General features: G+C 33.1%; 14 protein-coding genes. 13 read left to right on the top strand and 1 reads right to left on the bottom strand.

What is annotated here, in order from left to right:
- Window positions 1-101: 101 nt before the first annotated feature.
- Together R3L15_RS05340 and lpdA are read left to right on the top strand one after the other, a co-directional pair.
- Window positions 102-560 (top strand): Lrp/AsnC family transcriptional regulator, encoded by a 459-nt coding sequence (locus R3L15_RS05340; protein ID WP_338733693.1) that lies wholly within the window; start codon window positions 102-104, stop codon window positions 558-560.
- 92 nt (window positions 561-652) lie between these two features.
- Window positions 653-2,053 carry a dihydrolipoyl dehydrogenase gene (gene lpdA, locus R3L15_RS05345; protein WP_338733694.1) on the top strand — a complete coding sequence of 467 codons (1,401 nt, stop codon included), beginning with the start codon at window positions 653-655 and terminating at the stop codon, window positions 2,051-2,053.
- A 54-nt stretch (window positions 2,054-2,107) separates the two neighbouring features.
- Here lpdA and R3L15_RS05350 read toward each other — a convergent pair whose 3' ends face one another.
- A complete protein-coding gene (locus R3L15_RS05350) occupies window positions 2,108-2,698 on the bottom strand; it encodes a hypothetical protein (protein WP_338733695.1) in 591 nt (196 codons plus the stop codon).
- A gap of 471 nt (window positions 2,699-3,169) precedes the next feature.
- Between R3L15_RS05350 and R3L15_RS05355 the strand changes: the two genes are divergently transcribed.
- The 11 genes from R3L15_RS05355 to R3L15_RS05405 all read left to right on the top strand — a co-directional run bounded on the left by R3L15_RS05355 (window position 3,170) and on the right by R3L15_RS05405 (window position 16,188).
- On the top strand, window positions 3,170-3,709 hold the full coding sequence (locus R3L15_RS05355; protein ID WP_338733696.1) for a sigma-70 family RNA polymerase sigma factor: 540 nt from the start codon (window positions 3,170-3,172) through the stop codon (window positions 3,707-3,709).
- A 2-nt stretch (window positions 3,710-3,711) separates the two neighbouring features.
- Entirely contained in the window at window positions 3,712-3,888 is a 177-nt protein-coding gene (locus R3L15_RS05360) for a hypothetical protein (protein ID WP_338733698.1), read from the top strand.
- A gap of 12 nt (window positions 3,889-3,900) precedes the next feature.
- The gene (locus tag R3L15_RS05365) at window positions 3,901-4,728 is read left to right on the top strand and encodes a mechanosensitive ion channel family protein (protein WP_338733699.1); all 828 of its coding nucleotides are present in this window, start codon (window positions 3,901-3,903) and stop codon (window positions 4,726-4,728) included.
- Window positions 4,729-4,887: 159 nt separating this feature from the next.
- A complete protein-coding gene (gene pabB, locus R3L15_RS05370) occupies window positions 4,888-6,177 on the top strand; it encodes an aminodeoxychorismate synthase component I (RefSeq protein ID WP_338733701.1) in 1,290 nt (429 codons plus the stop codon).
- A 17-nt stretch (window positions 6,178-6,194) separates the two neighbouring features.
- Complete coding sequence (gene tilS / locus R3L15_RS05375) at window positions 6,195-7,511, top strand: tRNA lysidine(34) synthetase TilS (protein ID WP_338733702.1); 1,317 nt, start codon at window positions 6,195-6,197, stop codon at window positions 7,509-7,511.
- 2 nt (window positions 7,512-7,513) lie between these two features.
- On the top strand, window positions 7,514-9,517 hold the full coding sequence (locus tag R3L15_RS05380; RefSeq protein ID WP_338733704.1) for a cytochrome c biogenesis protein CcdA: 2,004 nt from the start codon (window positions 7,514-7,516) through the stop codon (window positions 9,515-9,517).
- A gap of 82 nt (window positions 9,518-9,599) precedes the next feature.
- A complete protein-coding gene (gene ade / locus R3L15_RS05385; RefSeq protein ID WP_338733706.1) occupies window positions 9,600-11,222 on the top strand; it encodes an adenine deaminase in 1,623 nt (540 codons plus the stop codon).
- Between the two features lie 55 nt (window positions 11,223-11,277).
- Window positions 11,278-13,146 carry a CocE/NonD family hydrolase gene (locus R3L15_RS05390; protein WP_338733708.1) on the top strand — a complete coding sequence of 623 codons (1,869 nt, stop codon included), beginning with the start codon at window positions 11,278-11,280 and terminating at the stop codon, window positions 13,144-13,146.
- A 7-nt stretch (window positions 13,147-13,153) separates the two neighbouring features.
- Window positions 13,154-14,005: a phosphatase PAP2 family protein gene (locus R3L15_RS05395; protein ID WP_338733709.1), complete on the top strand. Its 852-nt coding sequence runs from the start codon at window positions 13,154-13,156 to the stop codon at window positions 14,003-14,005.
- A gap of 47 nt (window positions 14,006-14,052) precedes the next feature.
- Complete coding sequence (locus R3L15_RS05400) at window positions 14,053-15,591, top strand: YifB family Mg chelatase-like AAA ATPase (protein WP_338733711.1); 1,539 nt, start codon at window positions 14,053-14,055, stop codon at window positions 15,589-15,591.
- A 93-nt stretch (window positions 15,592-15,684) separates the two neighbouring features.
- Window positions 15,685-16,188, top strand: coding sequence for a hypothetical protein (locus R3L15_RS05405; protein ID WP_338733712.1), 504 nt, complete (start codon window positions 15,685-15,687; stop codon window positions 16,186-16,188).
- Window positions 16,189-16,194: the final 6 nt, after the last annotated feature.

Below are 16,194 nucleotides of genomic sequence, written 5' to 3' on the forward strand. Positions count from 1 at the left end.
TTATTATTATAGATTTTTATTCTATATATGGTTTATATTTTAGTTGTTTTTATTGTAATTTTAATATTTTAATTACGATGTTAGAATAATTTTCAAATAAGATGATTTTAGATTCAGTAGATAAGAGATTAATCGCCTTATTACAGGACGATTGTAAGCAAACCACTAAAGCATTATCGTTAAAGTTAAACCTTTCGGTAACTGCCGTTTACGAGCGTATAAAAAAGCTTGAAAAATCAGGTGTAATCGATAAGTATGTTGCGCTAATAAAAAAGGAAGCCATTAATAAATCTTTTGTGGTGTTTTGTCATATTAAACTAGTGCAACATGCTCACGATTATGTGGTTCAGTTTGAAAAAGAGGTCACGAAGCTAGAAGAAGTCATGTCTTGCTATCATATTAGTGGCGATTACGACTATTTAATACAAGTTGTAGTAAAAGATATGGAAGCCTTTAGGGAGTTTTTAGTGAATAAATTAACCTCTATAAATCATATTGGAAGCACACATAGTATGTTTGTTATAAATGAAGTAAAACACACCACAGCTATCACAGTTTAGTAAATTAAAATTAAGCCCTTTTAAAACGGTGCTGAGTAAAAGGAAATTCGTATTTTTGTTATCGTTTTAATAAATACGAAAAAAACAATCTTATGAACTCATACGATGTAGCCATTATTGGCTCTGGTCCTGGTGGATATGTAGCTGCCATTCGTTGCGCTCAACTAGGAATGAAAACCGCAATCATAGAAAAATATTCTGTACTTGGTGGAACTTGTCTTAACGTAGGATGTATTCCTAGTAAAGCACTTTTAGATTCTTCACACCATTACGAAGATGCTGTAAAACACTTTGAAGATCATGGTATAGAAATACCTGGTGACATTAAAGTAAATCTAGAGAAAATGATTGCCCGTAAACAAACAGTTGTAGATCAAACTACTGGCGGAATCGATTTCTTGATGAAAAAAAATAAGGTTGATGTTTACCAAGGAGTAGGAAGTTTTAAAGATGCTACGCATATCACTATTAAAGGAGAAAAAGAAGAAGAAATTGAAGCAAAAAACACCATTATTGCTACAGGATCTAAGCCTTCTACTTTACCTTTTATAGAGATAGACAAAGAACGTATTATAACTTCTACAGAAGCGTTAAAGCTAAAAGAAGTGCCAAAACACTTAATTATAATTGGAGGTGGCGTTATTGGTCTTGAACTTGGTCAAGTTTACAAACGTTTAGGAGCCGAAGTAACTGTAGTAGAGTATATGGATCGTATTATCCCTACTATGGATGCCGGGTTATCTAAAGAGTTAAATAAAGTCTTTAAAAAGGAGAAGTTTAATATGAAAGCTTCTCACAAAGTAAAGTCTGTTGAGCGTGTGGGTGATGATGTTATCGTAAAAGCAGACGATAAAAAAGGTAATGAAGTAGAGTTTAAAGGCGATTACTGTTTAGTATCGGTAGGGCGTAAACCGTATACCGATGGCTTAAATGCCGAAGCTGCTGGCGTAAAACTTAACGATAGAGGACAAGTAGAAGTTAACGCCCATTTACAAACCACCGCAAGTAATATTTACGCAATTGGCGATGTTGTAAAAGGCGCTATGCTAGCACATAAAGCCGAAGAAGAAGGGGTGTTTGTTGCCGAAACTATTGCTGGGCAAAAACCACATATCGATTATAACTTAATTCCAGGTGTTGTATATACGTGGCCAGAAGTTGCTGCAGTTGGTAAAACCGAAGAACAACTTAAAGAAGCTGGTGTTAATTATAAAGTTGGTCAGTTTCCAATGCGTGCTTTAGGACGTTCTAGAGCAAGTATGGATATTGATGGTTTTGTAAAAGTATTAGCCGATAAAAATACAGATGAAATTTTAGGTGTACACATGATTGGTGCTCGTGCTGCCGATATGATAGCAGAAGCTGTTGTAGCTATGGAGTACAGAGCCTCAGCTGAAGACGTTTCCAGAATGTCTCATGCACACCCAACTTTTACCGAAGCGATTAAAGAAGCGGCATTAGCTGCAACCGATGATCGTGCTTTGCATGTTTAAAAAGTAATTTTATCAATAAACAAAAAGCGCAAACTCTTAGTTTGCGCTTTTTGTTTATAATTCTCGAAGTAAATCTGAAATACGAATACGATTATTATAATCATGTTCGTTTATATCACGAACAAAGCAGCGTTCATCTGCTAAATTGTTTTTAACGCGCTCTAAAAGTTCGGTTACACTATAAGGGCCATATTCTTTAAAGTTCTTTATGTAATAAAACTCATGCTCTTTAATAAGATTTTTAGCTTTATTTATATACTTATTTAATAAAAAGTTTTTCAAATCTTCTTCTGTATTTAAGTCATTTTCATAACTACTTTCATCTACAAAAAAAGCATAATCTTCGGTACCTTTTTTATTAATTACTAGCAAGTCATCATCTTTGTAATGTAACGAGACTATTTGTTCACCATCTTCAGTTTTTATAGAAATGAAATTAGCAGCAATATGTTGCCATGACGTGTTAATTATTTTTGAATTTTCGATTATTTCTAGATTTGTTTCATTTTTAAAAACATAAACAACTTTTTTATTTGCTATACCATTAATAAGAACCCATTTAATATCTTTTAACTGTGAGGTAAAGTGTTTGTTAAAGTTAAAAGGTTCTAGCTTTGGAAGGATCTTGTTGTAAAAGTGTTTCACTGGTAAAATATATAAATAATAATAGTTATATAACGAAATGATGAATCGTTATTGTATAATAATATTAGCATGTAATGACTTCTCTAATAAACAGAACAATTTTTAAATTACCTTCATCTTATTTCAGTTTAAAGACTAGAGTATTGTAAAGTTTTATTAATGTCTTACGTCTAATAAAACCACGATGTGGTAAACAGTAAACCATATCAAATTATAAAAGTAAGATAAAAAAGCGACCACTTTTTATCTTAGAATAAAGATTTCGTATAAAAACGGTATTGTTTTTGGTATTCTTTATTTGATTTAACTCGCCCCATAAAATATAAAACGAATAACATTCTGTTTTTTAGCATATTGACTATTTAAATAAAAAAAATAAGTTTAATGTGACCTCTTAAAAAATAGTGTGTCTAAAAAATAGATAACCTAAACGAATAGTAATAATTGAGGCCGAATTGTATTTCAAAAAAAATGACAGATGAAGATCTTGTAGCTAAGATTACACAGTCTAATGATACTGTTCTTTTTGAGATACTGTATGATAGATATGCCGATTTGGTTTATAATAAATGTTATGGTTTTGCAAAAAGTGCAGACGAGGCCAAAGATTTAACACAAGATGTGTTTTTAAAGCTATTTGTTAAATTGTCGTCTTTTAAAGGAAAATCGAAATTTTCAACATGGCTGTATGCATTTACATATAATCATTGTGTTAATTATGTGACAAGAAATAATGCTAAGAAGATTGAAAAAAATGCAGTAGAGGCTAAAGAAATAAAAGAAGAAAGCTACGAGGAAGAAGATTATAGCTTGTACCAAATGAAAGTTGATAAACTTAAAATAGCATTAGAAAAAATCCCCCCAAACGATAAAATGATCATACTACTTAAGTATCAAGACTACTTGACTATTAATGAATTGGAAGGCATACTAGGCATAGGTGGAAGCGCTGTGAAAATGAGGTTAAAACGTGCCAAGGATAAATTAATTAACGCATATAATACGCTTTAGTTATGGAAAACCCGTTTAAAGAATTGCAAAAACCTTTAAGGGCAGCTCCAGAAGAGCTTAAAGGTAAGGTTATGAAAGATATTGCTTTTGCAAAATTCTTGATGGACTTATCAAGGTTATTTGCAATAAATGTAGGCGATGTTATAGAAAGAACATTAAGTAAAAGAAAGAATATATAAAAACTAATCAACATGAATAAAATTAATGAGTGGAAGGATATGCTTCTAAACTCACTGTCATCAATATGGAATGATGTAATTGCAGTAGTGCCTAAAATTTTAGGAGCCTTTGTAGTTCTCTTAATAGGATGGATTTTAACAAAAATAGTGGTTAAAATCATTAAAAAGGCATTAGGAATAATTAAAGCCGATAAGTTAGACGATAAGCTTAACGATATTAAGTTTTTTGGAGACAAAAAACTTAACTTCAATATTATAAATATAGTGTCTGCATTCGCTAAATGGGGATTGTTTTTAATATTTTTAATTTTAGCAACTCAAATTATGGAGTGGACTATTATTTCGGAAGAAATAAGCAATCTACTTCGCTACTTACCACAATTAATTAGTGCAATAGCATTGTTTTTAATAGGGCTTTATATTGCTGGATTTGTAAAAAACGCACTACAAAAATTCTTTAAAGAAGTAGGGTTTTCTGGTGGTAAAATAATAAGTAGCATAGTCTTTTTAATCCTTTTTACATTCATCACTATAACAGCTTTAAATCAAGCCGGAATAGATACGGGTATAATCACCAATAATATAACCATGATTCTTGCAGGCTTCCTGTTAGCATTAGCATTAGCTGTTGGTTTAGGCGCTAGAGATGTTGTAGATAGCTTATTAAAAGCATACTATACAAGACGTTTATTTGTATTAGGACAAGTTGTATCGTTTAATGGAGTAACTGGAGAAATAGTAGCCGTAAATGATATAACAATAACATTAAAAACTGAGCAGGGAAAGCTCATAGTGCCTATTAAGGAAATAGTAGATAATCAAGTTGAAATTAAAAGCTAAATTTGTTTAGGGTTAATAAATTGTTAGGAGTTTTTTTTTGAAACAGCGATTATCTTGCTTGCCCTTTTCTTAATTGAAAAGGGCTTTTTTTATTTTCATTAAAGTGTATTTGTAAGCTAGAGCATTTATTCGGTACTTTGCAAAAATAATGCTTAGCCCTTGCGAAAAACATATACATATAAGCCTAACAATATAACTAGTTTTAAAAAGCAATTATTAGCTTGGGCACAACAGTTTTACGAGGTAGTTTGGTTAGATTCTAATAACTTTAAAAAAGCCTATTCTAATTTCGATGCTGTGTTAGCTGTAGATGCACTAACCTCTATTTCTACCGATTATCACGACGCTTTTCAAAACTTAAAAGAATACCAAACCAATACAAACGATTGGATTTTTGGTTACCTGTCTTATGATTTAAAAAACGATGTTGAAACCCTAAATTCTAATAATTTTGATGGCTTAAAATTTCCAGAGCTCATGTTTTTTCAACCCAAAAAACTTTTCTTTATTAAAGGAGAAGAAGTTGTTATGCAGTATTTAAATATGGTTGATGATGAGATTGAAGATGACATAGATACTATTCAAAATACTAATAAAGAAACGGAAAACGATCATCAAAAATTAAAAATAAAACGACGTCTTCATAAAGATGAATATTACAATAAGGTAGAAAATATGCTGGAACATATTCATAGAGGCGATATCTATGAAGCTAATTTTTGTCAAGAATTTTATGCAGAGCAAATAATGCTAAATCCATTATCTATTTATAATAACTTAAATGGAATTTCAAAACCACCATTTGCTACATTTTTAAAATTTGAAGATAAGTATATACTTTCTGCTTCACCGGAACGTTATCTAAAAAAACAAGGTAATACCATTATTTCACAACCTATAAAAGGAACAGCAAAACGCTCCACCAATTTTATGGAAGATAAAGAGCTAAAAGAAGCTTTAAAGATAGATGAAAAAGAGCGTAGCGAAAATATTATGATTGTAGATTTGGTGCGTAACGATTTGTCTAAAACAGCTACAAAAGGAAGTGTTACTGTTGAGGAATTATGCGAAGTGTATACATTTCCACAAGTGCACCAAATGATATCTACAGTTACATCAACAGTTAATGAGAATACACATCCTATCGATATCCTTAAAACCACATTCCCAATGGGAAGCATGACAGGCGCACCAAAAGTCTCTGCCATGAAAATTATAGAAGATTTAGAAGAAACAAAACGTGGCGTATATTCTGGTACAGTGGGTTATATTTCGCCTTCTGGAGACTTCGATTTTAACGTTATTATTAGAAGCATTTTATATAACAAAACCAAACAATACGTATCTTATTCGGTTGGTGGCGCCATAACAGCAAAAAGTAACCCTGTAAAAGAATATGAAGAATGTTTAATTAAAGCTAAAGCAATGCGAGAGGTTTTGGAAAATTAAAATAGTATTTTTGAAACATGATTAAAGCTTTACAAGAACATTTAACTAAAACACTACCGTTTCTTAAAGACAGTAACTTGCTTATAGCTATTTCTGGAGGTATCGATAGTGTGGTGCTAACTCATGCGTTACATGCTTTAAAATATTCTATCAGTTTAGCACATTGTAATTTTAATCTTAGAGGAGAAGAGAGCGATAACGATGAAAAGTTTGTGGTTGATTTAGCAGAAAACCTAGAAATAGAAGCTTTTATTCAAAATTTTGATACAACAAGTTATGCCCAAAATCATAAATTGTCAACGCAAATGGCTGCAAGAGAATTACGTTACCATTGGTTTCAAGAATTAACCAAACAACTCGAGTTCGATTATGTACTTACAGCACATCATGCCGATGATGATTTGGAAACATTTTTAATTAATCTTTCTCGTGGTACAGGAATAGAAGGGCTTTCTGGTATTCCAGAAATTAATGACTATGTTGTTAGGCCATTATTGCCGTTTTCAAGAGCACAAATTGAAGCATATGCTAAAGAATATAAGTTGTCTTGGCGCGAAGATAGTAGTAATGCCTCAACAAAATATTTGCGAAATAGCTTACGTCACGAGGTTATTCCAAAATTAAAAGCCCTAAACCCTACGTTTTTACAAAATTTTCAAAAAACACAACATTATCTACAAGAAAGTGAAACTATTATTCAAGATAGAGTAGACGCTGTGTATAATGCGGTTGTTGATAAGGTTTCTGAAGAAACTATTTATTTTAATATTGAAAAAATTCAAGCACTATCAAGCCCTAAAGCCTATTTATATCAAATATTATCACCTTACGGATTCTCAGAATGGAACGATGTTATAAATTTACTTACAGCCCAATCAGGTAAACAAGTATTATCCGAAAATTACACGTTATTAAAGGATCGAGATTATCTTATTTTGTCAAAAAACAGCAATCTAAGTAACGAGAAACTAAAACTTCAAATTAAGGAAGGCCAAAATAACATGATAACTCCCTTAGGAAAGTTGTCGTTTCAAGAAGTTGAACATATTACCAAAACAACAGCAAATATTATTTACATTGATAAAGATTTGTTAAAATACCCGTTGTGTGTAAGACAATGGCAAAAAGGCGACTATTTTTATCCCTTTGGAATGCGTGGTAAAAAAAAAGTAAGCAAATACTTAAAAGATGAGAAAGTGTCCTTACTTGAAAAAGAACGTATTTTGGTACTTTGTTCTGGCAACGATATTGTTTGGATTATTGGGTATCGTGCCGACAACAGATATAAAGTAACGCAACAAACTAAACAAGTTATAAAAATTCAATTGCAATAAATATGAAGTCATTTTTAGCAACATTAATCTTAACTTTTGTTACCTTTTTTAATGTTCAATCCCAAATTTTAGAACCCGTAACATGGACTCATGAAGTTAAGAAAACTTCAGAAAGCGCATACGAACTTATTTTTAAAGCCGATATAGAAGACCATTGGCATTTGTATTCACAACATCTTCCAGAAGACGGGCCATTACCAACAGAGTTTCTTTTCGATTCTACACAAGTCGATAAAAGCTTTAAGCTTATAGGAAAAGTAACAGAAAGCGAATCTATTACCGAGTACGATAAGGTGTTTGACATGCAATTGAATTTTTTTGATGGTGAAGCTACTTTCTCTCAAAAAATAGAAGTTTTAGAAGATACCTTAAAAACAGTTTCTGTCGAAATAGCTTACCAAGCTTGCGATGATGAACGTTGCATTTACAAATTTAAAACCATAGATTTTAACCTTAACAATACTACACAAGGTACCGAAGAGAAAACAACTATTTCATCTAGTAAAACAGATACAGATAAAAGTGATTCAGAAGCAGAAACTATAGACGATACAGAAGAATCTAAAGGCTTACTAAAAATATTCTTTACGGCCTTTTTTCTAGGTTTTTTAGTGTTGCTCACACCATGTGTGTTCCCAATGATTCCTATGACGGTAAGCTTCTTTACCAAACAGAGTAAAAACAGAGCATCAGGTATTAAAAATGCGCTACTTTATGGGCTTTTTATTATTGTAATTTATACGCTTTTAGGTACAGCAGTTTCTGCCATGTTTGGTAGTAATGCCATGTATGAGTTTTCTACAGGGGTGACGTTTAATACCATAATGTTTTTTGCTTTAGTCATTTTTGCATTCTCATTTTTAGGTGCTTTCGAAATTATGCTACCTAATTCTTGGGTTAATAAAGTCGATCAAGGTGCAAACAAAGGCGGGATTTTAGGCATATTTTTTATGGCTTTAGCCTTAGCTGTAGTATCATTTTCGTGTACTTTTCCTATTGCAGGAACAGCTTTATTAGACGCCGCAACTAAAGGTGGTATTGCGCCTATTGTAAGTATGCTAGGGTTTTCTTCGGCAATTGCATTGCCATTTGCATTGTTTGCCTTTTTCCCAAGTTGGTTAAATTCTATGCCAAAATCGGGAGGTTGGTTAAACACGGTAAAAGTAGTATTAGGATTCTTAGAATTAGCTTTTGCATTCAAGTTCCTGTCTATGGTCGATTTGGTATTAGAATGGCACTTCTTAGAACGTGAAGTCTTTATTGCCATTTGGATAGCTATTTTTGGAACGTTAGGACTTTATCTTTTAGGAAAAATTAAATTACCTCACGATTCACCATTAAACCATATTTCGGTTGGCCGATTAAGTTTAGCCATCGTAACATTAGCTTTTACAGTATATATGATTCCTGGACTTTGGGGCGCACCACTTAAATTAATTAGCGGATTTCCACCACCAATGAGTACCAATAGCGAATCGCCTTATGGCGTTGGTTATATGAAAAAACAAGTGGGAACAACAGCGACATCGAAAGAAGTGCGCGAGTTACCAAAAGGCGCACATTTTGGGCCACATGATATTATAGCGTTTCACGATTACGATACTGGTTTAGCCTATGCCAAATCGGTGAATAAACCCGTTATGCTTGACTTTACAGGAATTACCTGCGTAAATTGTCGTAAAATGGAAGAGCAAGTGTGGATAAACGATCGCATATTCAAGTTGCTTAATAATGAGTTGGTGCTTATCTCGTTATATGTTGATGATAGAGAAAAATTACCAAAAGACGAACAATACGAATCAGAGTTTTCTGGAAATAAAATTAGAACTTACGGACAGAAGTGGTTGGAATTTCAACAGAAACGATATAATACAAATGCGCAGCCCTTATATGTTATTCAAGATATAAATGGTAGCGATTTAACAAAAACCGTAGGATATACACCAGATGCCAATGAGTATTTTGAATGGATGATGAGTGGTATAACCAAGTTTAAAGACAATTAATAAGAAACGTATAAAACATTAAAGCGGGATTTTTTCCCGCTTTTTTTATGAGAAATGTTTTAGTTTTACTAAAAGAACAAAAATGACATTACAAGGTAATATTGTTGATATTTTAAATAAAAGAATATTTAAAGGTGAAGTTACAATAGAAGGTGAAAAAATCACGTCTATTGTAGAAAAAGATCATCCTATTCAAAACTATATTTTGCCTGGATTTGTCGATGCGCATATTCATATAGAAAGTTCCATGTTAGTACCAAGTGAATTCGCTAAAATAGCAGTAAAACATGGCACAGTAGCAACGGTTTCCGATCCTCATGAAATAGCAAATGTTTTAGGTGTTAAAGGAGTTAAATTTATGATTGAAAATGGCAAACAAACACCGTTTAAATTCAATTTTGGCGCACCATCTTGTGTGCCAGCAACAGCTTTTGAAACTGCTGGGGCAATCATTGATTCAGAAGGTATTAAAACCTTACTGCAAAACCCCGATATTAAATATTTAGCCGAAATGATGAATTATCCAGGTGTGTTAAGTCGTGATTTAGAAGTCATGAAAAAAATAGCCTGGGCGAAACAATATAACAAACCTATTGATGGTCATGCGCCAGGAGTAACAGGCCAGGATTTGGATAGCTATATTTCTGCAGGAATTACGACAGATCATGAATGTTTCACTTACAATGAAGGTTTAGAGAAGCTTCAAAAAGGCATGAAAGTCATTATTAGAGAAGGAAGCGCAGCTAAAAACTTTGAAGCGTTGATAGATTTGCTACCAGACCATTTTGAAAACATGATGTTTTGTAGCGATGATAAACATCCAGACGATTTATTGTTAGGGCACATTAATCAACTTTGTAAACGTGCCGTAGCTAAAGGAGTAGATATTTTTAAAGTGCTTCAAGTAGCTTGTATAAATCCTGTAAAACATTATAATTTAGATGTTGGGTTACTAGAAAAAGGTGATCAAGCCGATGTAATAGTTGTAGAGGATTTAAAGGATTTTAAAGTGCTTGAAACATACATAAACGGTAACTGTGTTTTTAAAAATAGCACCTCGTTTGTAAAGCATGTTCCGTTTAAAACCTTAAATAAATTTGACACAGAAAAAAAGAAAATATTAGACTTTAAGATACCTTCAACAGGTTCAACAATAAATGTTATCCAAGCCTTTGATGGCGAGTTAATAACCAAAAGATTAGAAGCAAAAGCTCACATTGAAAATGGAAATATAATATCAAATACTTCAGAAGATATTTTAAAAATAACGGTTGTTAACAGATACAATAATACCAAACCTGCAGTAGCTTTTATAAAAGGATTTGGATTAAAAGAAGGTGCTATTGCAAGCTCTGTAGCACACGATTCGCACAATATAGTTGCCGTTGGTGTTAGTGACGAAGCTATTTGTAAAGCAGTTAATTTAACTATTGATAGTAAAGGAGGAATTTCTGTGGTATCTAATAAAAACAGTCACAGTATGCCATTACCAATGGCGGGAATTATGAGTGATCAAAATGCTGAGACCGTTGGTAATCAGTACGAAAAACTAGATAAACAAGCAAAAACCTTAGGAAGTAAACTAAAAGCACCTTTTATGTCCTTAAGTTTTATGGCATTGTTGGTTATTCCAGAGTTAAAATTGAGTGATAAAGGTTTGTTTGATGGTGTAAGTTTTAATTTTTTGCCTTTAGAAAACCATTAACATTTTTTTGACTTTTATTGAATATATTTAGCCTCTCTAAAAACTAACAACAGTCATGAAAAAAATACTTGTGTTATTATGCTTTAGCATAACATTAATTGCTTGTAAAAAAACAACAAAAAAAAGTAGTGAACATACTGATTTATCTTATGTAGAGCAGCATTACACAAAAAAAGAAGTTAGTATAGAAATGCGTGATGGTATAAAATTGCACACCACAATTTATTCCCCTAAAGATACCACACAAACATACCCAATGTTGTTAAAGCGTACGCCATATAGTTGCCGACCTTATGGTGAAAACGAATTCCCTACTAAAATAGGCCCTAACAAATATTTAATGGAAGAAGGTAATATTATGGTATATCAAGATGTGCGTGGTCGTTGGAATAGTGAAGGCGTTTACGATAATATGCGTGCTTATATTCCCAATAAAACAGAAAATCAAGTAGATGAATCTAGCGATACTTATGACACCATTGATTGGTTGGTAAATAACGTGCCAAATAATAATGGAAAAGTAGGAACTTACGGTATTTCGTATCCAGGATTTTACACAACATATTCATTGTTAGACGCACATCCAGCCTTAAAAGCAGCTTCTCCACAAGCTTGTATTGGCGATTTCTTTTTTGATGATTTTTACCATAATGGTGCCTACTTATTAAGCTATTGGAGAGCGACATCGGTATTTGGTTATATGAAAGACCAACCAACAACCAAAGCGTGGTACGAGTTTCCAGACATAGGTACAGAAGATCAATATCAATTCTTTTTAGATGCAGGTCCGTTAAGTAATTTAAATAGTTACTACGGTCAGGATAATGTGTTTTGGGAACAATTAAAAGAACATAATACCTACGACGAATTTTGGCAAAAACGAGGTATTATTCAGCATTTAAAAAATATACAACCGGCAACTATGGTTGTTGGTGGCTTATTTGATGCCGAAGATTTATATGGTCCATTTAATACCTATAAAAGTATTGAAAAGCATAGTAAAAACAATTACAATACAATTGTTTTTGGACCTTGGAGTCATGGTGATTGGGCAAGATCAAATGATAGACAAATTATAGGAAACATGCATTTTGGTGATAGTATTTCAGATTATTTTCAAAAAAATATAGAAACCAAGTTTTTTAATCATTTCCTTAAAGGTGAAGCCAATGGAAAAACAGCATTACCAGAAGCTCATATGTTTAATACAGGAACCAAAAAATGGGCGTCTTTTAACGCATGGCCACCAGAAAGCACTAGTAAAATGAGTTTCTTTTTGCAAACAGATGAAAAGCTAACTCAAGAAGCAAGTAAAGAGAATAGAGCATCTGAATTTATTAGTAATCCAAAGAAACCTGTGCCTTATTCAGAAGATATTAAAGTGGTGTTTACACCACGAAAATTTATGACAGACGACCAGCGTTTTTCCGCTAGACGACCAGATGTTTTAGTATTTGAAACCGAACCTTTAAAAGGAGACATTACGATGGCTGGAGATATTTTAGCAAAGCTAAAAGTAGCGACTACGGGAACTGCCGCCGATTGGATTGTAAAGGTTATAGATGTTTTTCCTAACGATACCGAAAACACAGACGATGTTCAAGACCATTTAAAATTAAGCAATTACCATATGATGGTTAGAAGTGAAGTTATGCGTGGAAGGTTTAGAAACAGTATGTCTGCTCCAGAGCCTTTTAAACCAAACGAAAAAACCAATGTAAATATAAAGCTGCAAGATATTTTTCATACCTTTAAAAAAGGGCATAAAATACAAATACAGGTTCAAAGTACGTTTTTCCCTTATATCGATATTAATCCGCAAACTTATGTAGATAATATTTTTGAAGCTAAAGAAACCGATTTTAAAGCGCAAACGCATAAGGTATTTAACGATTCTTCGATAGAATTTACAGTTTTAAGATAAGATATAAATGAAACGATTCTTTTTAAGTTGTGTCTTTTTTTATTGTGGATTTGCATTTTCGCAAATAAATACAATAGAGCAAACATCGGACTCATTACCAAGTCAACAAACAACTTGGGAAAAAATAAAATACGATGGCGTATCGGCTTTTAAAGGTATCACGCACGTGTATTCAAAACCATTTCATTGGGAAGGCGACGATTGGCTAACTGCAGGAGCCATTATCGCTGGCGAAGCGCTGTTTTATTCTGTCGATACAGATTTAGATACTTATTTTGGAAATCAAGGTAAAGATATACCAGATGGAATAAAAGAATTTGGTTGGTATTTAGGAAAACCACAATACAACTACTTAATTATAGGAGGTATCTATGCTGGAGGCCTATTAACTAAAAATGAAAAAGTAAGACGAACAGGCGTTTTAATGATTTCTTCGGCTACAGCGACAGGCGTTTTCCAAACGGTTATGAAAACTGTTGTAGGCCGTGCAAGACCAGGTGCAGGTTTAGGAAAACACGATTTTGAAATGTTTAGTAGTAAAGCAAGTCACCATTCATTTCCATCGGGTCATGCCATGTTAAGTATGACGTTAGCACATTCTCTTGCCAAACAGTTTGATAATATTTGGTTAAAAGCAGGTATTTATGCTGTAGGATCTATAACACCGTTATCAAGAATGTGGGATCGTGCACATTGGGCTACCGATGTTGTTTTTGGTACAGTAATAAGTATTCTAACAGTTGATAGTATAGATAATTATTTAAACAAAGCTAACCGCTATCCAGAAGCTACAAAAAATAAAATTTCTTGGCGCTTTAAAGCAGGGTACAATACTTTTGGCGTTGTAGGTACATTCTAGATTATTTAATTTTTTTTCCTACATTTAAAGAGCAAACAAGTCTTTTTATGCTCAAAAAAGTTTTTGGAAGTGCCGTTTTTGGTGTTGAAGCAACAACGATAACTGTAGAAGTTAATGTTGATTCTGGTATAGGCTATCACTTAGTAGGTTTACCAGATAATGCCATAAAAGAAAGCAATTACCGTATTGCGGCAGCACTTCAAAATAATGGGTATAAAATTCCAGGGAAGAAAATCATCATTAATATGTCACCTGCCGATTTACGTAAAGAAGGCAGTGCTTACGATGTTACATTGGCTATAGGTATTTTAGCTGCTTCAAAACAAATAAAAGCTGACCATTTAGAAGAATATTTAATCATGGGCGAGCTATCTCTTGATGGTGACTTGCAACCCATAAAAGGCGCCTTACCCATAGCTGTTAAAGCCAGAGAAGAAGGCTTTAAAAATTTTATTTTGCCAAGTCAGAATGCTAAAGAAGCAGCAATAGTTAATGATTTAAATGTGTTTGGTGTAGATAACATTAAACAAGTTATTAATCATTTTGATAAAGGCGATGTATTAGAGCAAACGATTATTGATACACGGCAAGAGTTCTATAAAAATTTAGATTTTCCAGAGTTCGATTTTGCCGATGTTAAAGGGCAAGAATCTATTAAAAGATGTATGGAAATTGCAGCTGCTGGTGGCCATAATATTATTTTAATTGGTCCGCCAGGAGCAGGAAAAACCATGTTGGCAAAGCGGTTACCTAGTATTTTGCCACCCATGACGCTATATGAAGCTTTAGAAACCACAAAAATACATTCGGTTGTTGGTAGAGTAAAAGCACATACCGGATTAATGGCGCAGCGCCCATTTCGAAGTCCGCATCATACCATAAGCGATGTCGCCTTAGTTGGTGGTGGGACTTATCCACAACCAGGCGAAATTTCATTAGCACATAATGGTGTATTGTTTTTAGATGAATTACCTGAGTTTAAACGAACCGTTTTAGAAGTTATGCGACAACCATTAGAGGATAGAGAAGTTACCATTTCCAGAGCAAGGTTTACAGTGACGTATCCATCATCTTTTATGTTAGTAGCTAGTATGAATCCTAGTCCAAGTGGTTATTTTAATGACCCTAATGCTCCTGTAACGTCTTCTCCTGCTGAGATGCAACGTTATTTAAGTAAAATATCAGGGCCTTTGTTGGATAGAATTGATATTCATATAGAAGTTACACCGGTTCCTTTTGATAAGCTTTCAGATGATAGAAAAGGTGAGTCTTCGGTAACTATACGAAAACGTGTTACGCTAGCAAGAGATCTTCAAACACTACGCTTTAAAGATATTGATAGTATACACTACAATGCACAAATGAATACAAAGCAAATACGACAGTATTGCGCATTAGATATACCTTCTAAAGAACTTTTAAAAACAGCTATGGAACGTTTAAACCTTTCAGCTAGAGCTTATGATAGAATTTTAAAAGTAGCAAGAACCATTGCTGATTTAGAAGAATCACCTGTTATTCAAGGACAACATATTACAGAAGCTATTCAATATAGAAGTTTAGACCGAGAAGGTTGGCTAGGCTAGTGTAAAATATATTGTAATATTTTTCTTATTAAGCTGTTCATATTCTAACTTTTTAATACATTTAAAACCGTTATTAATCAATTCTAACACATTATGAAAAAACTTGCTTTACTTATTTTAGGAGTTCTGTTAGGGATGTTATTATGTTATTTATATTTAAAACCAGATAATATGGCAGAAGAACCAGAAATTATTAAACCAAAAGGTGTTATTACATCAAAAGAAGCGAAAACTTTAGATGCTGCTTTTAACTCTAGACATGACTTAATTAGTGATTCTATTGTAAAGCGACCAGATAATCGCTCTAGCTGGTATTCGCTAGAAGATATGCGTAACTATTTAGATTATGCCGAAAACCAAGCTAAAGAATTAGGCTATACAATGGATGGTGTGCGTATTTATTTAGGTGCTCATGCTAACGAAGGCGACCAAGTAGGGTATACCACCATGTTTTTAATTCCTACAGGAACTAAAAATCTAGAAGAGGGAAGTAGTTCTCCTTTACCTACATTAAAAGGAAGTGGTGATATCTCCGAAGGTGATGGGTTGAATAATGGAGTAGATGGAGAACCGCCAAGTGCTAACTACCCACAATAATTTTCT

The sequence above is a fragment of the Mangrovimonas cancribranchiae genome, from assembly GCF_037126245.1.
GTDB classification, from domain to species: domain Bacteria; phylum Bacteroidota; class Bacteroidia; order Flavobacteriales; family Flavobacteriaceae; genus Mangrovimonas; species Mangrovimonas cancribranchiae.